14 protein-coding genes, 1 tRNA gene and 1 pseudogene are annotated in these 21,113 nt (G+C 60.7%); 8 read left to right on the plus strand and 8 right to left on the minus strand.

The window, feature by feature from the left end:
- Positions 1-175: pseudogene (locus QN224_RS03240) on the plus strand (putrescine ABC transporter permease PotI); the annotation flags it as partial.
- Between the two features lie 31 nt (positions 176-206).
- Here QN224_RS03240 and QN224_RS03245 read toward each other — a convergent pair.
- Positions 207-2,033, minus strand: a complete 1,827-nt coding sequence (locus QN224_RS03245) for an AsmA family protein (RefSeq protein WP_283975515.1) — start codon at positions 2,031-2,033, stop codon at positions 207-209.
- Positions 2,034-2,207: 174 nt separating this feature from the next.
- On the opposite strand from QN224_RS03245, the gene QN224_RS03250 reads away from it, so the two are divergent.
- The gene (locus QN224_RS03250; protein ID WP_283975516.1) at positions 2,208-4,160 is read left to right on the plus strand and encodes an acetoacetate--CoA ligase; all 1,953 of its coding nucleotides are present in this window, start codon (positions 2,208-2,210) and stop codon (positions 4,158-4,160) included.
- 354 nt (positions 4,161-4,514) lie between these two features.
- Here the strand turns inward: QN224_RS03250 and QN224_RS03255 are convergent, their stop codons facing one another.
- Positions 4,515-6,197, minus strand: coding sequence for an iron ABC transporter permease (locus tag QN224_RS03255; protein ID WP_283975517.1), 1,683 nt, complete (start codon positions 6,195-6,197; stop codon positions 4,515-4,517).
- Between the two features lie 93 nt (positions 6,198-6,290).
- Positions 6,291-9,695 carry a PAS domain S-box protein gene (locus QN224_RS03260; protein ID WP_283975518.1) on the minus strand — a complete coding sequence of 1,135 codons (3,405 nt, stop codon included), beginning with the start codon at positions 9,693-9,695 and terminating at the stop codon, positions 6,291-6,293.
- A 229-nt stretch (positions 9,696-9,924) separates the two neighbouring features.
- On the opposite strand from QN224_RS03260, the gene QN224_RS03265 reads away from it, so the two are divergent.
- Positions 9,925-10,374 carry a phasin gene (locus QN224_RS03265; protein WP_283975519.1) on the plus strand — a complete coding sequence of 150 codons (450 nt, stop codon included), beginning with the start codon at positions 9,925-9,927 and terminating at the stop codon, positions 10,372-10,374.
- Positions 10,375-10,622: 248 nt separating this feature from the next.
- A tRNA-His gene (locus QN224_RS03270) sits at positions 10,623-10,699 on the plus strand.
- A gap of 84 nt (positions 10,700-10,783) precedes the next feature.
- Here QN224_RS03270 and QN224_RS03275 read toward each other — a convergent pair.
- Both QN224_RS03275 and QN224_RS03280 read right to left on the minus strand, forming a co-directional pair.
- Positions 10,784-12,388 carry a calcium-binding protein gene (locus QN224_RS03275; protein ID WP_283975520.1) on the minus strand — a complete coding sequence of 535 codons (1,605 nt, stop codon included), beginning with the start codon at positions 12,386-12,388 and terminating at the stop codon, positions 10,784-10,786.
- Positions 12,389-12,556: 168 nt separating this feature from the next.
- Positions 12,557-13,438, minus strand: coding sequence for a LysR family transcriptional regulator (locus QN224_RS03280; protein WP_269277940.1), 882 nt, complete (start codon positions 13,436-13,438; stop codon positions 12,557-12,559).
- Between the two features lie 114 nt (positions 13,439-13,552).
- Between QN224_RS03280 and QN224_RS03285 the strand changes: the two genes are divergently transcribed.
- The 3 genes from QN224_RS03285 to QN224_RS03295 all read left to right on the plus strand — a co-directional run bounded on the left by QN224_RS03285 (position 13,553) and on the right by QN224_RS03295 (position 17,451).
- Entirely contained in the window at positions 13,553-15,049 is a 1,497-nt protein-coding gene (locus QN224_RS03285) for a CoA-acylating methylmalonate-semialdehyde dehydrogenase (RefSeq protein ID WP_283975521.1), read from the plus strand.
- Positions 15,050-15,275: 226 nt separating this feature from the next.
- Complete coding sequence (locus tag QN224_RS03290) at positions 15,276-16,400, plus strand: YjgN family protein (protein ID WP_283975522.1); 1,125 nt, start codon at positions 15,276-15,278, stop codon at positions 16,398-16,400.
- Positions 16,390-17,451: a M48 family metallopeptidase gene (locus QN224_RS03295; protein ID WP_283975523.1), complete on the plus strand. Its 1,062-nt coding sequence runs from the start codon at positions 16,390-16,392 to the stop codon at positions 17,449-17,451. Before QN224_RS03290 ends, QN224_RS03295 begins: the two co-directional genes overlap by 11 nt.
- A gap of 257 nt (positions 17,452-17,708) precedes the next feature.
- Here QN224_RS03295 and QN224_RS03300 read toward each other — a convergent pair whose 3' ends face one another.
- Complete coding sequence (locus tag QN224_RS03300) at positions 17,709-18,752, minus strand: Fe(3+) ABC transporter substrate-binding protein (protein ID WP_173510838.1); 1,044 nt, start codon at positions 18,750-18,752, stop codon at positions 17,709-17,711.
- Positions 18,753-18,944: 192 nt separating this feature from the next.
- Here QN224_RS03300 and rirA point away from each other — a divergent pair, with 192 nt between their 5' ends.
- Positions 18,945-19,409 (plus strand): iron-responsive transcriptional regulator RirA, encoded by a 465-nt coding sequence (gene rirA / locus QN224_RS03305; RefSeq protein ID WP_173510837.1) that lies wholly within the window; start codon positions 18,945-18,947, stop codon positions 19,407-19,409.
- Between the two features lie 39 nt (positions 19,410-19,448).
- Here rirA and QN224_RS03310 read toward each other — a convergent pair whose 3' ends face one another.
- Entirely contained in the window at positions 19,449-19,835 is a 387-nt protein-coding gene (locus tag QN224_RS03310) for a response regulator (protein ID WP_173510836.1), read from the minus strand.
- Between the two features lie 79 nt (positions 19,836-19,914).
- Positions 19,915-20,628, minus strand: coding sequence for a helix-turn-helix transcriptional regulator (locus QN224_RS03315; RefSeq protein WP_283975524.1), 714 nt, complete (start codon positions 20,626-20,628; stop codon positions 19,915-19,917).
- Positions 20,629-21,113: the final 485 nt, after the last annotated feature.

The following is a 21,113-nucleotide window of genomic DNA, read 5'->3' on the forward strand; positions in this document are numbered from 1 at the left end:
GCCGATGAAGATCTACAGCCAGGTCCGTCTCGGCGTGACGCCCGAAATCAACGCGATCTGCACGATCCTGATCGGTGTCGTTGCACTCGGCGTGCTCGTCGCGTCGATCGTGACGAAGCGGCGGGAGGTCCAGCGAGAGAGGGACGAGCGCGCCGCATTTGCCGCGATAGGCTGACCCACCGACGGTATGGTTTGGCGCTGGCCGTCTATTGCGGTTCCACAAGGACGGAGATCGGCGAGATAACCGCATTTGGCCAGGTCCCGCCGACAAAGAAGCGCAGCGGCTGGTTGACCGTCGTCGGATTTTCGAGTGTTCCGGCGAGCGCGAGGCTGCCCGTGCGGTAAGGGATAACGCCGGTGATCGCCATGCCGCCCGACGGTCCGGTAAAATTCGCCCGGTTCAGTCGCGCCACGCCCGCGCCGAAGATCGCCTCGATATCGGCTGCCTGGAAGTTGAACGCCCCGTCGCTCGCCTCAGAAAGAGAGAAGAATTCTCCTCTTCGGACGAGGTCGATAAAGGCGTTCGCATCGAATCCGGCGAGGCTGCCATTCGCCAGCGAAAATGTCAGGCGACCTGAAAGGTCGGACGCGCCGGTCGCCCAGACAGGATGATCGGTAGCAAGATCGAGATTGAGGGTGCCCCTGCCGCTTGGCGTCGGGCCCTTCAGGCCGAAACCGTCGAGTACGGCGGCAAAGTCGGCATCTTTCAGGCTCATCTGCAACTTGCCGCCATGTTCCGGCCCCTTGTCGGAGAGCACCGCGCGGCCGCTGAGAATGCCGTTTGCATAGGTGCTGTCACCGATATCGAGCGACACCCGGTTGCCATTGATCATCACGCCGGCTGCCACCTCTGTGAGATGCAGCGGACCGACGAGCACTTCCTGCGATGAAAGCCGCACGTCTGCACGCCAGGCGCCGAAGAGGGATTCCGCCATTTGCCATTCGGGGTCGCTGGTGCCCGCAGACTTTGCATTCGGGGGAGTGATGCCGTTGAGATCGATGCGGTCGAAGGCGAGCGTTCCTTCGACACGCGGCGTGTCGCCGGCCGGAAACGCGATGTCCAGGACACCAGTTGCCGTGGCGCCGCCCATCACCAGTTGCAGATCGTCGAGCTTGAGCGTCTTTTCGCCAGTTGCCACCATGGCATCGATGCTGAAAGCACCTGCAGGAAGCGTGCCCGACGAAGTGCCCCGATACCAGGCGAGAAGCGCGGACAGCGACGGTGCCGATGCCTGCAGATGGCCGGAGGCAAAGGGATACATCGAAAGATTGCCGATGCCTTCGAAGGAGAAGGTCAACGGGGCCGAGGTCAGCGATGTCCTGAGCGATGCATTGCGACCGGCAAAGAGGGCGAGCGGCTCGTCGCAGATCAATGCCCAGTCAATCGCCTGGCCGCCGATGGTCGTTGAAAGCTGGGCGCTCACGCGCTCAGCAAAGGATGGCCATTTGACGGTTCCGGAGATCGCCGGAACGTCGATGTCCAGGGCGCTGTCGGCCATTCGGTCGAGGACGCGGATCCGGCCGTTTTCGATCGTTATGTCGCCGAAGGGTGTATCCTCCTCGACCGTCGTCTCCTCAGCCAGGCTCAGCCAGTGCGGCCGTTTCCAGTTGACGGTTCCGTCGGCGGCGCGCTCGATGGTGACGACCGGATCGACGAAGCGGATATCGTCCAGCGCCGGTTCGCCGCGAAGCGCCGCAAGCAAGCTGAAGGATGCGGTAATGCGGCCGATATGCGCAAGCGGGCGCGGGGTTGCCTCGTCGGTTTCGATCGTCGCCGAGGACAGCGTCAGCTCAGGCTCCGGCCAGAAGCGGATTTCCGGTTCACCGCCAATCCTGCTCTTGCCGCCCGACCAGCCGTCGAGCATCCGTTCCATCGTCGCGCGCGCATCGGTCGTGGAAATGACCAGCGGCAGCGCGGCGTTGTACGCGATGGCGAGGCCGATGCCGATCCCGGCGGACCAGACGAGGTGACGCCGGCCGATCCGCGACCGAAGGCTGGAACTGCGCCATATATGCAGGATCTGTCTCGTCATTTCGGTCGGATTTTCGCTTGCTCTCGGGTCAAGCCGTCTGGATAGGCCTTCGGTTTTGATAAAGCAAATACGGCTGACAGGGAAATGTCGTCATCGCGATGCCGAACCTAGCCGCATGCTGTTTATTTTGCGTTGCAGCATGGTATAGAAACACGCAGAGGAGTGGAGGAAAGCATGCAAGCAGATCGACCTTTGTGGGTTCCTGGTGCCGAGATTCTCGAGCGAAGCCCAATGGCTCAATTCATGTCGTGGTGCGGGCAACGGTTCGGCCGGAATTTTGCCGACTATGACGCCTTCCATGCGTGGTCCGTGGCCGAGCGCGGCGACTTTTGGACTGCGGTCTGGGACTTTTGCGGGGTTGTCGGTGATCGCGGGGAGCGCGCGCTCATCAACGGCGATCGCATGCTTGACGCCCGCTTCTTTCCGGACGCCACGCTGAATTTCGCAGAAAACCTGCTGCGCAACAGCGGCGCTGGCGACGCGCTGGTCTTTCGTGGCGAGGACAAGGTTAGCTATCGCCTTTCCTGGGACGAATTGCGCGCCTTGGTGTCGCGCCTCCAGCAGGCAATGAAAGCGCAGGGCATCGGTAAAGGCGACCGCGTTGCCGCGATGATGCCGAACATGCCTGAGACGATTGCGCTGATGCTTGCGACCGCGTCGATCGGCGCTATCTGGTCGTCCTGCTCGCCCGACTTCGGCGAACAGGGGGTTCTCGACCGCTTCGGCCAGATCGGCCCCAAATTGTTCATCGCCTGCGACGGCTATTGGTATAACGGCAAGCGGCAGGATGTCGCCGGCAAGGTGGGCGCTGTAGCCTCCAGGCTGGCCGTGCCCACCGTCATTGTTCCCTATGCGGGCGACAGCGTCTCGCTGGCCGGCGCGGTTGAGGGCGGAGTGACGCTTGCCGATTTCATCGCGGGCTTCGAAGCCAAGCCGCTCGTTTTCGAGCGGCTGCCGTTCAGCCATCCGCTCTATGTCCTGTTTTCCTCCGGTACCACCGGCGTGCCGAAATGCATCGTGCATTCGGCCGGCGGTGCGCTGTTGCAACACCTGAAGGAACAGCGCTTCCATTGCGGTCTGCAGGAGGGCGAGAAGCTCTTCTACTTCACCACCTGCGGCTGGATGATGTGGAATTGGTTGGTCTCCGGGCTAGCCTCGGGAGCGACCCTTTGTCTCTTCGACGGCTCGCCCTTCTATCCGAATGGCAACGTTCTCTTCGACTATGCGGCGGAGGAACGTTTCGCGATCTTCGGCACGTCGGCAAAATATATCGATGCGGTGCGCAAGGGTGGCTTCACGCCGGTAAGCACCCATGACCTGTCCGCCCTGCGGCTGTTGACGTCGACAGGTTCGCCGCTTTCTCCGGAAGGCTTCACGTTCGTCTACGAAGGCATCAAGTCGGACGTGCAACTCGCCTCGATCTCCGGCGGCACCGACATCGTATCCTGCTTTGTGCTCGGCAATCCCCTGAAACCGGTATGGCGCGGCGAAATCCAGGGGCCCGGCCTGGGGCTCGCCATGGACGTCTGGAACGACGAAGGCCAACCCGTGCGCGGCGAGAAAGGCGAACTCGTTTGCACCAAGGCGTTTCCGTCGATGCCGGTCATGTTCTGGAACGACCCCGAGGGCACCAAGTACCGCGCAGCCTATTTCGAGCGCTTCGACAATGTTTGGTGCCACGGTGATTTTGCCGAATGGACACCTCATGGCGGCATCATCATTCATGGCCGTTCCGATGCGACGCTCAACCCGGGCGGCGTGCGCATCGGCACGGCGGAGATCTACAATCAGGTCGAGCAGATGGAAGAGGTCGCCGAGGCCCTCTGCATTGGCCAGGACTGGGAGGATGATGTCCGGGTGATCCTCTTCGTCCGGCTGTCGCCGGGTGTCGAATTGACCGACGAACTGACGAGGGCCATCAAGAACCGCATCCGCACCGGCGCCTCGCCGCGTCACGTGCCGGCGAAGATCATTGCCGTCGCGGATATTCCGCGGACCAAATCGGGCAAGATCGTCGAGCTTGCGGTTCGCGACGTCGTGCATGGCCGACCGGTCAAGAACAAGGAAGCGCTGGCCAATCCCGAGGCGCTCGACCTCTTTGCCGGGCTAGATGCATTGAAAAGCTGATCCTTGGAGCGGGATTGCGGCTGCTGCGCTATCCCGCTGCTTTCCCGCCTGTTCCACCCCATAGACCACGTCCTCGCGCGTTAACCGGTCCACGTCCGGCGAATTAACCAAATCGTCGGACTTGCGCGCGATTGCTTAAGATTGTTGGATCAAAAAGTAAGATCCTGTTTACATTTGGCGGTGCATGGTCGAACCAACTTGAGGCCGACCAGTCAAGGGCCGGTGCCGCAGCAGCGATGTTGCCGCAGACATGATGTCACCTTTTCTCGAGCATTTGTTGGTTAGCATTGACTCCAGAGGCGGCTTTCGGCTGCCTCTTTTTTTGTTACGCGCAATCGATTTCGGCGGTTATGGTCAGGGACGGCGTTCAAGTGATCTCGACACCAGGATCACCGGGACCATGCCCGCGATGACGATGATCATCGCCGCGACGGAGGCGTCCTCGACCTTTGCGCGCGAGGCATCCTCGTAGACCAGAGTGGCAAGGGTGTTGAAGTTGAAGGGCCTCAGCATGATGGTTGCCGAGAGTTCCTTCATCGTCTCGATGAAGACGAGCAGTGCCGCCGTCAGCACCGCGGGTCGCATCATCGGCAGAAGCACTGTCCGCAGCGTCTGGCCGCTCGTACGTCCGAGCGCACGCGCCGCCATGTCGAGATGCGGCGACAATTTCTGGAAGCCGGCCTCGAGCGTGCCTTCTGCCATGGTGAGGAAGCGGACTGTGCAGGCATAGATGATAGCAAAGCCGGTGCCGCTCATCAGGAGCCCGGTCGAAATTCCGAACAGATCTCTCGCCTGCGCATCAATGGCATTATCGAGCGCCGCGAGCGGAAAAAGCACGCCGATCGCGAGAACCGTACCCGGAACGCCATAGCCAAAGGAGGCCAGGCGGCCGGCGGCATCGGTGATGCGGGAACGCCCGGTCCGCGCGGCGTAGGCAAGGACAAATCCCAGAAGCACCGCGACAAGCGCGGTCAGGCCGGAAACCAGGATGCTATGCAACAGCGCATTCAGAAGGCGTGGCGCCAGAAACTGATCGAGACGTTTCAGCGCGTAATTCCCCAGCACGAAGAAGGGAATGGCAAAGCCCGACAGCATCGGGAGCAGGCAGACGATCGTCGCGGCCCATTTTTTCCAGCCCGACAGCGTAAGCCTGGCAAGATCGTGCACGGCGGCCGTCGTCTTCTGACTGGCGAAGCGCTGCCTGCGGCGGGCAGCACGCTCAACCATCATCAGTGCAACGACGAAGAGCAGCATGATGCAAGCGATCTGCGCGGCGCCGGCCAGGCTGCCGCGGTTGAGCCAGGTGTCGAAAATCGAGAAGGTCAATGTCTGAACGCCCAGAAACTCGACCGCTCCGATGTCGTTCAGCGTTTCCATGGCGACAAGCGTCAGGCCGATCATGATGGCGGGCCGCGCCATCGGGATCTGGATCCGGAAAAACACCTTGAGCGGCCCGGCACCGAGCGTGCGCGCCACGTCTGCGGCCGCGCGCCCCTGCATCAGGAACATCGAGCGGCAGGCGAGATAGATATAAGGGTAGAGCACCGAGCTCAACACGAGTACCGCGCCGCCGAGCGAGCGCACATCCGGAAACCAGTAGTCCCGGCTCGTCTGGAAACCGAAGACGACCCGGATCAGCCCCTGGACAGGACCCGTGAAGGTGAGAAGTTCGCCGAAGGCGTAAGCCGCGAGATAGGCGGGTATCGCAAGAGGCAGAACGAGCGCGGCGGAAAGAAAACGGCGTAGCGGAAATTCGCAACTCGCCACCAGCCACGCGGTCAGAATGCCGATAAAGGCCGTCGCCGCACCCGTCAGCACGACGAGCAGCAGTGTTCGTCCCGTGGCGCGGGGGATGACGTTTTCAATGAGATGCGGCCAGTCCGCGCTGCCACCCGAAACAGCAAGCCAGGCAATGGCGATCATCGGCATCAGCACGACTGCCGAGGCGACTATGGCCCAGATCGCGAGCAACGGGTGGCCAAGACCCGTTCCCGAGCGGGCATAGCGTTTTCTGAGGCTCCTGGATGTGGACTGCAAGCGATCGGTCCCGAGACGAAGCGGTAAGGTAAAGGCTGCCGGGGACCGGCAAACTGGTTCCCGCGAGTCAACATTTCCTTACAGCATTCGTCCTCAGTTCGCCAAGACGCGTTGCGATGGGAAGGAAATTTCGACGAGCGTGCCCTCGTTCGGCGTGGAATTGATCGAGAACTGCGCGCGGTTCGCCTCGGTCATGGCTTTGGTCAGCGGCAGGCCGAGGCCGGTGCCGTCGCCACGCTTGCGGCCGCCTGTCGTTACCTGACGGAAGGGTTTCATCGCTTGATCGAGCTCGCCGCGCGTCATGCCGATCCCGGTATCGCGGATCCGCAGGATCACGCTTCCGTTTGCCTCGTAGGACGTCGACACGACGATCTGGCCGCCGGAGGGGGTGAAACGGATGGCGTTCGCCAGGATATTGAGCGCGATCTGCTTGATGGATCGGCCGTCTGCTACGACCGTCGGAACAGACGCCGAGAGCGAGGTGCGGATGATCACGCGCTGACTGTTGGCCTGCGGCTGCACCAGCGAGACCGCCTCGGAAACCGCGTCGTTGATATCCACGGCGCTGAAATCGAGGTCCATCTCACCGGCCTCGATCTTCGAGATGTCGAGCAGATCGTTGACGATGTCGAGCACGTGCCTGCCGGATCGGCCGATATCTCCGGCATATTCGATGTAACGGGGATGGCCGACCGGGCCGAAATGCTCGCTCGCCATCATGTCGGAAAAGCCGATGATGGCGTTCAGCGGCGTGCGGATCTCGTGGCTCACCCTCGCCAGGAACTCCGTCTTGTGGGCATTGGCCGTTTCGGCGGCGCGCTTCGCATTCCGCAATTCCTCTTCGGTCCGCTTCCACTGCGTGATGTCGCGGATGACGGCACAGTAGCCATTGGACGATGAAAGCCGTCCAATGGTCATGAACAACGGGATGAAGCCTCCGTTTGCCTCGCGGCCGATGACTTCGCGGCCGTCATTGAGCACGCTTGCAACGCCATGGCCGGAGAGACCCTGCAGATAGTCGAGCACCGCCCTCTGGCTCTCATGGGCGAAGAGTGCGGCAAAGGGCTTCCCCCGGATCTCGTCTTCGTCGTAGTTGAAGAGCGCGCTCGCCGAGCGGTTCATCGTCCGCACGTCGCCTTCCTGCCCGAGGATAACGACGCCGTCGGTCGCGGTCTCCAGAATGGAGCGAAGTTCCTCGATTTCCATCCGCAGGCGGCTTGCTTCGCTTGCCGCCACATCGTCTTCGCCTTTTGTTTGTGCGTCTTCGCTTCCGCTCACCGGCGCCAGCGCGAGCATGAGCGCGCTTTTGCCCTCCCATCGGATCGAATGAAGATGAGCGTTGACCGATGCAAGCTGGCCGTTCCTGCGGATCAGCGTCATCGTCCCGTCCGGCTGCTTCTCCGGCTGCCCCTCCGGCTGCTTGTCGACCAGGTCGTCGGCGTGGGCGAAGAGCGCGTCGATGCCGCCCTCCTGCGACAGGCTCGCGAGGTCATCGTATCCCGTCAGTTGCAGGAATTCCGGATTGGCATGTAGCAACTCGTCGCCATAGTGGACGAGAAGGCCGAGAGGCAGGCGGTCAAGAATCTCGCTGCTCATGCCGACGGGCGTTCGCGATGTCGAAGGCGCTTCATCGTCGGCTGATGGCGCAGGCTCGTTCTGCTCGACGGTCGCTTCCGTCTCGCTCGCGTCGCCGGTATCGGATGCGACGACGGGAGAGGGCGTTTCCTTGGCCGGTGCGGATGTGGAGGCCGGCTCCTCGATACCCTCGTCCTCTCCGCGCGCGACGAAATGTTCGCCGAGCTGTCTCGCAATTTCGCGAAAGGCGGCCTGTTCGCCTCGCGTCAGCGTTCCGGCCGTTCCCGACCGGCGCTCATCGAGATCCACGATCTTGTTGGACGAGGGGCGCTCCGGTGCTTCGGCGACATGCAGTGCCGGACGCTCGCCGCGGAAGGGATCCTCCGGGCCTGGCGAAACCGTTGCTGCGGCGTCGGAGTCTGCCCATTTCTCATCGCGGCCGGACGGCTGGTCAGAGGCCGTGATGTCTGAACCGGATTCTGCTGCGGTGGTGACCGTCTGCTCGGCGGCCTCGCCCTCGCTCTCTTGGGGCAGGGCAGCCGGCCGAGGTTCGGCAGTGCGGCCGAGCGCCAACCCGCTGGCCTTGTCGTCGCTGACCGCGTCCGCGACCCTGACGATACCGAACCCGCGAAAGCCGTCGAATTCGCGAGACCGCGAATAGGTGGGGAGGGCGGCGAGGTCGACGGGCACCTTGAGGCTCGTTCCCTCGATCGGCCAGAGGATCGTCTTGCCCGACCAGGTGTCGCGCCGGCGCAGGAGTTCGCTGATCCGGTTGTCGGGGTCGAGACCATAGCGCGCGGCGAGGTCGGCAAACGTCTCGCCTATCACATCGGCGGCGCTCGGGCCGACGGCCGATGCAAACTCCTCCGAGATCTCGCTGAAACGTCCCTGCGCGTCTATTTTCCACACGAAGCGAACGGCTCGGCCGCCGGGCGTGAATGCGAACTCGGGAGCGTCAGCATCGCCGGCATTGTCTTGCTTCGCAGGTGCTGCGGCTGGCTCGCGCTCTGCGGGAGGCTCCTCTTGATCGGCAGGCTCGGCCGACGCCGATGTGACTTCGTCGGACTCCAGGGCCAATACGCCTTGTTCATCCGAAACGCTCGCGCCCTCGGGCGCATATTGCTCTGCATCCGCCGGCGTCGATGCTGTGTCCGGGGCTTCCGGCAGATCACCGGCGTTCGGCTCGTCGACGCTTTCGATCGACGACGGCATATAGTCGTCCGCTACGTCCGGTGCCGCATCGGAGTCGATATCCTCGAGGATGGCTTCCACGGCAAACAGGAGATGCAGGGCCGGGTGGTCGGATACCTTGCCGATGGCAGCGGGCAGTTCGCCCTTACTTGTCGTGACCGGGCGCTTGATCAGCCGGTCCCTGTCGCGCGCGACATCGGAAACGAGTGTGCGGCGAACCTCTTCCGACAAACCCAAATCATCGAACCCGGAAGATTGCGCAAGAATCGCGCCGTCACTGTCGAGCACAGCCATGTGCGTGTCAGGCCCGTCGAGCCCCGCGATCATCCGGGCTGCCCGCTCCTCGGTCGTCAGTGCCTTTCCGTTATGCGGTGTGGTGAAGAGGACCGCGTCTTCGCCCGGCCGGATGCGGATCAATTCCACGGACGCATTCAAAGGCAGGCGCCGGAAGCCGCTGGACATTCGGATCAGCAGTTGCCGCCGGTCTCCGACGGCTGAAAGCTGCGTTGCCGCTGCACGCAACTGGCGAAGCGAGAGATCGCTTTGATCAAGGGCGGCATCGATGAAATCATAGACGGATGCCACGCCAAACAGGCTCGCACCCTGGTCATTGGCCCACAATACGCGGCCGAGATCCTTCGAAAACAGGACGGAGGCATCCCCTTTGGCAAAATGATCCCGCACCCGTGCATGCACGGCAATGTCGATGAAGGGATACTGTCTCTCGGGCATGGGCAGGCCTATTGACGGATCGCTTGCGCGTTAACACTCTATTAATACCCGGCCCATCTGCGAGGGTCCAGCAAAGGCGCGGGGTCGACAACGCCTTTCGCCGCGCAAGGTTAATAGCAGTCGGATTGTGCAATGCACAATTATGTTGCAATGCACAATGAAATTGATTATATAGGGGGCAGTAACAAACCGGCGCCTCTTAAGAGGGCCACACCAAGGAGCGCTTACCATGGCTACCAAGAAGACCGACGACGCATTTTCCCTTTCCTCCTTCGATCCGGCCAAGCTGACCGACAGCTTCCGCGAGTTCGCCGAAAAGGGCGCCGCGCAGTCGAAGGAAGCTTATGCCAAGATGAAGACCGCTGCCGAAGAAGCGACGAAGACCGTCGAAGCGACGTTTGAAAGCGCTCAGACCGGCACCGTCGAACTCGGTCTCAAGGCCATCGATGCGCTCCGCACCAATGCGGAAAATTCCCTTTCGCACATGGAAGCGCTGCTCGGCGTGAAGTCGCTTTCGGAGCTGGTCGAACTCCAGACCACTTTCATCCGCAAGCAGGCCGAGCTCGCCGTAGAGCAGGCGAAGACCATGCAGGAAGCGACCAAGAAGGTCGCGGAAAACGTTGCGAAGCCGGGCAAGGAAGCGGCCGAAAAGGCAATGTCGAGCTTCAAGAAGGCCTGATCCGGTAGATCTCAGCGCCTACAGCGCCGTGCGTCTTTTCAGGCGCACAAAGGTCGCTGTCGCACTTTAGGTTGCTGCATGTTTTCATCCTTCAATCGGTTCCGATTTGAGGAAACATGCAGGAGCACCATCGGAAGACCGGATGGCTTGCCATCCGGTCTTTTTGCAGGATAATCACAAGTTAAGGCTTGCAAATCAGCGGGAGTGCCCGTATGTGAGCCGCCAAGCGACACATGTCGCATCCGCGTGCGGTTGTAGCTCAGTTGGTTAGAGCGCAGGTTTGTGGCACCTGAGGTCGGTGGTTCGAGACCACCCAACCGTACCATTCTCGCCCATCTCCCTTTGTCACCTTCAGATTGCAAGTCCTCTGGACTGATCGCGAAACCGTCGATTCGCGCGAACGTCCGTTTCAGACGATAAAGAAATCGGCTGCGGTAAGCGCAAGATTGGTTCCTATCGTCGCAAAGTGAACGGATCCACCAGCCGCATTTCCGTTGCTGTCGTAGAGCAGCTTTCCGGTATCGCTCTCGTAGATGATGCGGTCGTTGGCGTCAGCGGCCAAACCCGTCGTGTTCTTGACGAACTGTGCCGCCGTCAGCGTGCCAGTACCGAGGATTGCGGAGAATATCGCGTTTTCCAGCCGGATCGTGTCGTCCGCGACGATAAAGCCGTTGATCGTGTCGACATTCGTCGTGGCGTTGAGCGCAGTACTGAAGAAAAACGTGTCCAGGCCGGTAGAACCCGTCAGGCTATCGTTGCCGAGACCACCGTTGATGAGGTCGTTGCCGGCGGCGCCATTGAGACCATTGTTGCCTGAGTTCCCGCTCAAGACATTGTTCAAGCTGTTCCCGGTGCCGCTGATGTTGCTGGTGCCGAGCAGGGCGAGATGCTCGACGCTGCCGCGGACGGCGGTGGCGCTGCTGAGATTGAACGATATGAACGAGCGAACCGTGTCGGCGCCTGCGCCGCCATCGGCGCTTTCGTCAACGATGTCGCCGGTGCTGTTTACGAAGTAGGTGTCATTCCCCTGACCGCCTCGCATTTCATCGGAACCGCCGGCGCCGTTGATCGAGTCATTGCCAGCGCCGCCTCTGAGAAAGTTTGCAGCGGAACTACCGACGATGGTGTCGGCGAAAATGGTGCCGCGCACGTCCTCGATACTTGTCAGCGTGTCCTGACTGCCAAAGCCATCCTTTGCAACGCCAGTGGTGAGATTGACGTTGACGCCGGCATTTCCGCCGCGGTCAACGTCCCTGTCGTATCTCACGGCGTCGATGCCGCCGCCGCCGTTGATCGTGTCTCTTCCTCCAAGGCCCACGAACTCTTCGTCCACGGCCGAGCCCGTCAAAATGTCGGCGAACTGCGTGCCGCGAAACTGTTCGAAACTCGTGAAAGTTTCGGAGAAACCGTAGGGGTCGCTAACGATCCCGGTGGTGGCGTTGAGATTGACGCCGCGAAACGCTTCTGGAGTGTAGTAAGCGTCCTGGAAGCTGAGCACGTCGAAGCCGGCGCCGCCGTTGTAAGTGTCGTCGCCTTCGCCTCCGGTAATGAAGTCGTCGCCGCCGTTGCCGTTCAGGATGTCATTGCCGCTGCGGCCTTCCATCGAGTCATCGCCGGCGGATCCGTTGAATGTATCTGCTCTGTTGAAAAGCCAATCCTCCAGGCCCCAGTTGTCGAACCCGATGGCCGCATCCTGAAACAGTTCGAGAGACACGCTCAAACCGCTTATTGCCTGGACCAACGTCGTTCCATTGTTTTGAAGAATCTGGATGGACGAGATCGTCCCGCCAACAGCATGTCCATTGGCGTCGAACGCGAATCCGGTGCCGACCAGCTTCAATTTCAAGCCGTTGCCAAGTCCGAAGACGACCTGCGTCGTGCTCGTGCTCAAGCGCGTGGCCGTACTCATGTCAACCAGTTCGCCGAACGAGGCGTTGTAGTCGATGTCGACGAGCGGCGGGTTGTATTGGTTGGGATATAATCCCCCAGGGAAGCTGTAGGTAACAGTGGCCATGTGTGCCCCCATGCCAGGGGGCGCTCCCCGGCTCAACGTTGTGTTTGCGGGTTAAGGACGGAATTTCTCATATGTGGCTTGTCAATTTTAGGTTGTTCTAAATAGCAGATCGGGATTGTTCTGTCACATCGCCCATTTGGGTAACGCACCCGCGTGCACCAGCTGCGTCTACACGAAGATCTGATGCTCCGCCGTCACAAGCTCCTGCAGAAAAGAAGCGACCGTGCGCACGCGCACGAGATCACGCGCGCTTTCGTGATAAGTCGTCCAATAGGCGCGCCGGATGGTCGTTTCCGGCAGGATGCGTTCGAGCTCGGGCACCTGGCGGGCAATGTAGTTGTGCAGAATGCCGACGCCGGCGCTGGAGCGGACCGCCTCCGTCTGCCCGGTCGCGCTGGAGATTTCGAAAGAAGCGTCCCAGCTTCGCATGATTTCGGCGGAGAAATTGAGCGAAGGCGTGAAGATCAGGTCTTCGACATAGCCGATCCGGCGATGGTCCTTGAGATCGTCGATCGTTCGCGGCCTGCCATGGCGAGCAAGATAATCTGCCGATGCGTAGAGCCCGAGTGTATAATCGGTCAGCTTGGATGAAACGAGACGCCCCTGTTCCGGTCGCTCGATGGTGATCGCGATGTCGGCCTCGCGCTGTGACAACGAAAAGGAACGCGGGACCGGAACGAGCTGGAGTTTCAGTTCCGGATAGCGCGCGGTCAGTGCCCCGAGCCGCGGCGCAAGAAAGGAGACGCCGAAACCGTCCGGGGCGCCGATGCGAACCGTGCCGGCGATCGCCGTGTCGATCCGGCCGATCTGCGATTGCGCCGCGAGCATCTCGGTTTCCATGCGCTCGGCTGCGGCAAGGAAGACTTCCCCCTCGGCGGTCAGCTCGCAGCCATTGGGGCGCCGGACGAGAAGTCTCGTTTTCAGTGTTTCCTCAAGCGCCGTTACCCGGCGGCTGAGGGTGGCGTGATTGATGCCGAGCCTCTTCGAGGCAGCGAGGATCTGGCCCGTTCGCGCAACCGCGAGAAATACTCTGACATCGTCCCAGTCCATGCTGTAGCTCCATGGGCTTTAATTTTTGCACAACGGTTCCTGAATATCGGAAATTGAATTGTTGAAATCGTAGTGCGATCATCGAGGCACAATCAAGATCAGGAGGAGCACCCAATGTACGAAATCGGACATTTCATCGATGGCAAGCGCGTTGCCGGCAAAAGCGGCCGCACGAGCAACATCTTCAATCCTGCGACAGGTGAGGTTCAGGGGACCGTGGCGCTCGCAAGCGAGGCGGAACTCGCCGCAGCGGTCGAAAGCGCAAAGGCCGCACAGCCGAAGTGGGCGGCCACCAATCCTCAGCGCCGCGCTCGCGTTTTCATGAAATTCGTCCAGCTTCTCAACGAACATATGAACGAGTTGGCGGAGATCCTTTCGCGTGAGCACGGCAAGACGATAGAAGACGCCAAGGGCGACATCGTTCGCGGTCTTGAGGTTTGCGAATTCGTTATCGGCGTTCCGCACCTGCAGAAGAGCGAATTCACCGAAGGCGCCGGCCCGGGCATCGACATGTACTCGATCCGTCAGGCCGTCGGCGTCGGCGCCGGCATCACCCCGTTCAATTTCCCGGCGATGATCCCGATGTGGATGTTCGCCCCGGCGATCGCCTGCGGCAACGCCTTCATCCTGAAGCCGTCGGAGCGTGATCCGTCCGTGCCGATTCGCCTGGCTGAACTGATGATCGAGGCCGGTCTGCCGGCCGGTGTGCTCAATGTCGTCAACGGCGACAAGGGCGCGGTCGACGCAATATTGACGCACCCGGATATTTCCGCCGTTTCCTTCGTAGGTTCGACGCCGATCGCCCGCTACGTCTATGGCACCGCGGCGATGAACGGTAAGCGCGCCCAGTGCTTCGGCGGCGCCAAGAACCACATGGTCATCATGCCGGACGCCGATCTCGACCAGGCTGCCAATGCGCTGATCGGCGCGGGCTATGGGTCCGCCGGCGAGCGCTGCATGGCGATCTCGGTCGCCGTTCCGGTCGGCGAGGAAACCGCAAACCGGCTGATCGACAAGCTCGTGCCGATGGTCGAAAGCCTGCGCATCGGTCCCTATACCGACGAGAAGGCCGACATGGGCCCGGTCGTCACCAAGGAGGCCGAACAGCGCATCAGGAGTCTGATCGACAGCGGCATCGAGCAGGGCGCGAAGCTCGTCGTCGACGGCCGCGACTTCAAGCTGCAGGGGTATGAGAACGGCCATTTCATCGGCGGTTGCCTGTTCGACCACGTGACGCCGGACATGGACATCTACAAGACGGAAATCTTCGGACCGGTTCTCTCGGTCGTCCGTGCGAAGAACTACGAAGAGGCGCTGTCCCTGCCGATGAAGCATGAATACGGCAACGGTGTCGCGATCTACACCCGCGAGGGCGATGCGGCGCGCGACTTCGCTTCCCGCATCAACATCGGCATGGTCGGCGTCAACGTGCCGATCCCGGTTCCGCTCGCCTATCACTCCTTCGGCGGCTGGAAGTCCTCTTCCTTCGGCGATCTCAACCAGCACGGAACGGATTCGTTCAAGTTCTGGACCAAGACCAAGACCATCACCTCTCGTTGGCCGTCCGGCATCAAGGATGGTGCCGAGTTCTCCATCCCGACGATGAAGTGAGGAAACAAGAAAGATCCTCCCGTCTGGGCCTCCTTCGGGAGGCCCTTTTTTGTTGCATCTCCCGCGGTGGTACAACTAACGTGCGACGATACGCATCGGTCGGAGATTCGCGGCTCGGGGGACTATCGGGGGATAGCGGGTCGCTCCCGGACTTATGCATTCTGTTGTGCCAGGCGCTGCCAATGTCTCTGCGCTGGCGTTTCGAGCTTGATACGGGGGGAAGATCATGGCTTTGAGCGAGCCACCAACGGTGCCGGCATTTCGTGACGGCCGCAACAATTTCGGGCGTTCGGCCGCTGGCGATTTCCAGCGCCTGTCCTTTCGCGGCAGCGCCAGCGAATATTTCGGGATCTGGATCGTCAATATCCTGCTGACGATTGTCACGCTTGGGATTTATTCGGCCTGGGCGAAGGTTCGCCGCAACCGTTATTTCTACGGCAACACCGTCCTGCTCGGCCGTGGCTTCGAGTATCACGCAAAGGGCGGCCAAATCCTCATTGGCCGCTTGATCGTGCTTGCGTATCTCGCTTTTTACAACGTGATGCTGACTGTCATGCCGCTCGTCGGCATCGTGCTCGGCCTGTTGTTCTTCCTTTTCGTGCCGTGGCTTCTTGCCCGAGGTTTGCGTTTCAGCGCCCGGGTTACGAGCTACCGCAACGTGCGCTTCGACTTCGCAGGACGGGCCGGCGGGGCGTTTGTGGCCTTCATTGTCGGGCCGGTGCTTGCGGCGCTGACGCTCGGCCTCCTTGCGCCACTAGCCAGCCGCTGGTCCTACCGGTACATCGGCAACAACCTGCGCTATGGAGGGAAAGCCTTTGCGACCGATCCATCCGTGGGTGCGATCTACAAGACGTGGCTGCTCTCGGCGGCGATGATACTGCTGGGATTGTTGATCATCGGAGTTATCTTCGCCATCAACGTTACCGCAATGGCGCCCTTGATCGACGACCCCGACTCGATTTCGGGTGAGCTTCAGGCCTCGATCGGCATGCTGGCGGTGTTCATCTACGTTTTTATGTTTGCCGTCTTCGGGACAGCGGCGCTCTTCTACCGTGCCGGGGTGCGCAATGTCGCTTGGTCCGCCACGACCTTCGATGGCAAGCATCGCTTGATGAGCGATCTCTCGCGGGTTCGCTATACTTGGATTGCGGTCTCGAATTTCCTTATCACGCTCGTAACTCTCGGATTGATGCGGCCATGGGCCGCGGTTCGTATGGCCACCTACGTCAACGAGCACACGGCTATCCATTTCGAGGGCGACGTCGGCGAGATTTTCTCGGCCATCCAGCGGGAGGGATCAGCGGTCGGCGCGGAGTTCATGGATATAGAAGGTTTCGACTTTGGCTTCTGACAATCCGGCAATTGCGCTTGGCGAGTGGCATCCGGCCGGTTCGAGCCGTTCGGTGCCTTCGAGCTTCGCCGAGACTGGGGAGCGCTTGGTCGTGCACGACGAAACAGGCGCGGAACTCAGCAGCGGCAAATCGTCGGCCGTCGAGATTTCGGCGCGGGTCGGCGCTGTTCCGCGTCGGATCATCTTTCCCGATGGATCGCTTTTCGAGACGAGCGACAACGACGCGATCGATCGGTTCCTCGCGCGAAGGGGCCGGGGCAGAGAAGGGATCATCCACCGGATGGAGCGGTTTCATCCGCGGCTGATCGCCTTCGTCGCGGCAGCCATCCTGCTTGGCGCGTTGATCTATCGTTTCGCCTTGCCCGCCCTCGTGGAAGTCGCCGTGGCCGTCACCCCGCCCGTCGTGCCGCGTATCATGTCGGCGAGCACGCTGGAGGCTCTGGATAGGACAGTGCTCGACGACTCGGAGCTGGACGAGGCACGGCGCGGCAGGATTCTCGAGGGCTTCCGGGCTATAGCGGCGCTCTCCGGCGGAGGGGAGGAGGACTACACGCTCAACTTCCGCAAGGGCGGCGCAATCGGCCCCAACGCCTTTGCGTTGCCGGACGGTACGCTGATCCTCACGGACGAACTGGTCGAACTCGCCGAAAACGACACTGAGATGATCGTCGGTGTGCTCGCCCATGAAATCGGGCATGTCGAACTGAAGCACAGTCTCCGGCAGATCTATCGCGCCGCGGGCGTTGCCGCGCTCATCATGCTGATCGCCGGCGATATTGGCTCCGGCGCCGAGGACGTGCTCGTGCAAGGCGGCGGCCTCCTGTCACTTTCCTACTCGCGCTCAGCGGAGGCTGCGGCCGACCGGCATTCGGTCGAGCTGATGATGAAGGCTGGCCGCGATCCGGCGGCGATCGCTCGTTTCTTCCAATTGCTTGAAACGAAGCTCGAAGATCACTCGGAAACCAGCATGTTTTCAACGCATCCCGGCACGCCGGAGCGGCGCGAGGCGATCCTGGATCTGATAGCCGAATTGCGGACGCAGCCGCGATAGAGCAATTCCAGGGAAAAGTGTATAGCGGTTTTCCGTCCGGAATTGCGTAGTTTGAAAGAGTCAGATCATTTCACTGTTTCGAAGAAACCGTGAAAGGATCTAGCCGCGCAAATGAAAACAGCGGGCAGCCCCGCTGTTGTCACCGTGTACTGCATGTTTCCTTAAATCGCAGCCGACTTAAGGAAAAATGCAGCAATTCGAAGTGCTACAGCGCCGCGCGTCTGATAAGACGCGCGGCGCTGTAGAGTTTCCTCCGCTTAATCCTGCGGGCCGTCGTTGTAACCGACCTTGTCGACCAGTTCCGACGCTTTCTTGCGGTTGGCCGCGATGTCGGCGAGCGGCAGTGTATCCGGCTTGATCGTTCCGAAGGACTTGACGATTTCGGATGGCTCGGCGCCGGCGAGCACCGGGTACTCGAACACCTGCTCGGCATAGATCGTCTGCGCTTCGCCTTCGGACAGGAATTCCATCAGCTTGATGGCGTTGTCCTTGTTCGGCGAGTTCTTGGCCAGCGCCATGCCGGAGATGTTGACATGGGTGCCGCGGTCCTTGCTGTTCGGGAACAGGACCTTGATGGCCGCTGCCCATTCCTTCTGCTCCGGCTCCTTTTCGTTGGTCATCATGAGACCGACGTAGTAGCTGTTGCCGAGGGCGAGGTCGCATTCGCCCGCGAGAATGGCCTTCGCCTGGTCGCGGTCGCCGCCGTCCGGCTTCTTGGCGAGGTTGTTCCTGAGACCCGTCAGCCATTTCTCCGCTTCGGCTTCGCCATGATGGGCGACCATCGAGGCGAAGAGGCCGACATTGTAGGAATGCTGGCCGTCTCGCGTGCAGATCTTGCCCTTCCACTTCGGATCGGCGAGCTCTTCGTAAGTGATGTCGTTCTCGGCGACGCGCTCCTTCGAGGCGTAGACGACGCGGCCGCGCGTCGTCAGGCCGAACCAGTTGCCATCGGGATCGCGGAAATGCGCCGGAATGTCCTTGTTGATCGTCTCGTTGGTGACCGGCTGCGTAACGCCGGCGTCCTTCGCCTCCGTGAGGCGGCTGATGTCGACAGTCAGGATGACGTCGGCAGGCGAGTTTGCCCCTTCCGCCTGGATGCGCTCGACGAGACCCTTGTCAAGGAAGAGCACGTTGGTGGTGATGCCGGTTTCCTTGGTAAAGGCATCCAGCAGGGGCTGGATGAGATCCGGCTGGCGATAGGAATAGATGTTGACCTCGCCGTCTGCCCAGACGGGTGCCGTCGAAGCAAATAGTGTCGCCGTTACCGACAGCGCCCCGATCATCAATCTTGACATGCGCATGTTGCCCTCCGCTTTCGCTTTGCATGTAACTTAACAAAATCGCTCATCTTTCTGACGCTGCGCGCGCGGACAGTCAACAGCGAAACGGTGGCCGTCAACCAGAAGTGATTTTTTGCTGTTTTTTGGAATTGTTCCAAACTGTGATCCGTCCTATATGATGAAAAGATGAATTTCTCGATCCCGGAGTGAATTATGCGTCTGACGAAGCAAACGAACTACGCTGTTCGCATGCTGATGTACTGTGCAGCGAACGGCGAGAAGCTCAGCCGCATCCCTGAGATCGCCAAGGCCTATGGCGTCTCCGAGTTGTTCCTGTTCAAGATTTTGCAGCCCTTGACCAAAGCGGGTCTGGTGGAAACGGTCCGCGGCCGCAATGGCGGTGTACGACTGCCGAAGCCGGCATCGGAAATCAGCCTCTTCGACGTCGTAAAGGTCACCGAAGACAGCTTTGCCATGGCGGAATGCTTCGAGGCGGGTGAAATCGACTGCCCGTTGGTGGATAGTTGCGGCCTCAATTCGGCCCTGCGCAAGGCATTGAATGCTTTTTTCGAGGTGCTTCAGGGCTATTCAATCGACGATCTGGTCAAGGCCAGACCGCAGATCAACTTCCTTCTGGGCCTTGACGAAACGGCACAGGTGCGGACCACGGCGGCCTGATTGGCGCGCCGCCATGGCGGCCGTGCCTTGCGGCCGCGATTAGTCCGGCAAGTATTCCCTTAGAATGAACTCGATAGCCGTCGCATCGATTTCCGATTTGTCGATGCGGAAGTCGGCGCCGTATTCTTCCAGGCTCTGGAAGTAAGGGTCGCCCGGCGACGACGATATGACGCCGATCGGGCCAATGAAGCCCTGATGCCTCAGCGCGGGAACGGTCTCGCGGAAGTCGCCCCGAGGATGCACGAGATTGTCGAGCAGCACCATCGAGACCGGTTCGCCGGAGAGAAGAAACGCGATCGCGCTGTCCATCGTCCGGCAGTAGTGCAATTCGATGTCGATGCTGTCCACTTTCCTGATCAGTCCGCTGAGGATCAGGTTCTCCGCCGGGTTGTCGTCGATGAGCAAGATGTGCGCTTTTCGCGTCATGACGGTTCACATCCCTGATTGATCGGCTCGCATGCGGGAAGCATGTGCGCCTGGCTCTACCGGCGGCGCGCCGGCAACTTCACTGGATAATTTGTTCTCGTATCGCTTTCGCGACCATTTGCGTCCGATTGACCACGTCGAGTTTCTTGAGGATCGTCGCGGTATGGGAATTCACGGTGTGTTCCGAGACCGAGACGATCAAGGCGATCTCACTGGCCGTCTTTCCGTGGGAAATCCACTTGAGTATCTCGGTCTCCCTGGGGGTCAGGCCCATGCCGGCCTTGTTGGCGAGCGTTGCCCGATGGAAATAGTCGAAGGCCGACGTCGCGCTGTAGCACAGTTCGTAGTGCGCGGCCTGCCCGAGGTCCCCGCCGTCACCGAAAAAGAGCACGGCGTAGCGCGCTCCGGTCGTTGCCGCGCTGACGGGCACGCAAAGCAGAAGCTCGAAACCGAGTTGGGCTGGCAGATTCTGGCCGGATACCAGGACCGGATCATCCGCCCGCCATACCGACGAGATATTCGAGGCATGCAAGGCCCTGTAGACGATGGAATCGCCGAAACGGTAACGTTTGTCGTATTCCTCGGCGAGGCCGGAGGGAAGGTCGTGGAGGACCAGTCGAGCGGACAGCATGCAGGCATCGTTCTCGTTGCCGAGTTGCAGGACGCCGAAGTGCCCGAAGCCGAAACGCAGCGCCAATGTGTGGAAAATGCGGAAGAAATCCACACGGTTGAGAGCCGTTTCCAGCTCCTCGTAAAGGTCATACCGCCGGTGATTTTCCTGCAAGACCGCCACGCTCCGGCTATCTCCCAATAGCCGCGCGGCAGTTAGCCGGCCAAGCTGACATGGACACTACTCGCTCCACGTCGCCGGCCAAATCCTCCACATGGACGTCACCCACGCCGAATGTTCCCCGAAATCCGTATGCATTCTATTGCACGACAGGAGCGGCATTTCCACTGCACTATTTTGGGGTGACCGCCCGGCACCGCGAAGCGCTATCACCAGTGCGAGATTGCTCTGAAGAAGCGGTGCGTCTATCTGGCGCGCCACGCGGAAATTGCTGTCAATTCGCTTATGCAGGCGGTAAACGCGCCGTTAATGGTCGCGGTGCATCGAGGTCGTCTTCGAAAATCGTGGATAGGCGCGCAAGCTCTACTTAAGGAAGAATTTTTCGCATAGACAAATTTCTGCAGTGACTTATTGCATTGCGACGCCAAATGTCGTTCCATCCGCCCTTGACCGGGTGTAAAACGCACACCGCGTCAGGCAAATACGAG

Source organism: Sinorhizobium sp. 7-81, from assembly GCF_030124405.1.
GTDB classification, from domain to species: Bacteria; Pseudomonadota; Alphaproteobacteria; order Rhizobiales; family Rhizobiaceae; genus Sinorhizobium; species Sinorhizobium psoraleae.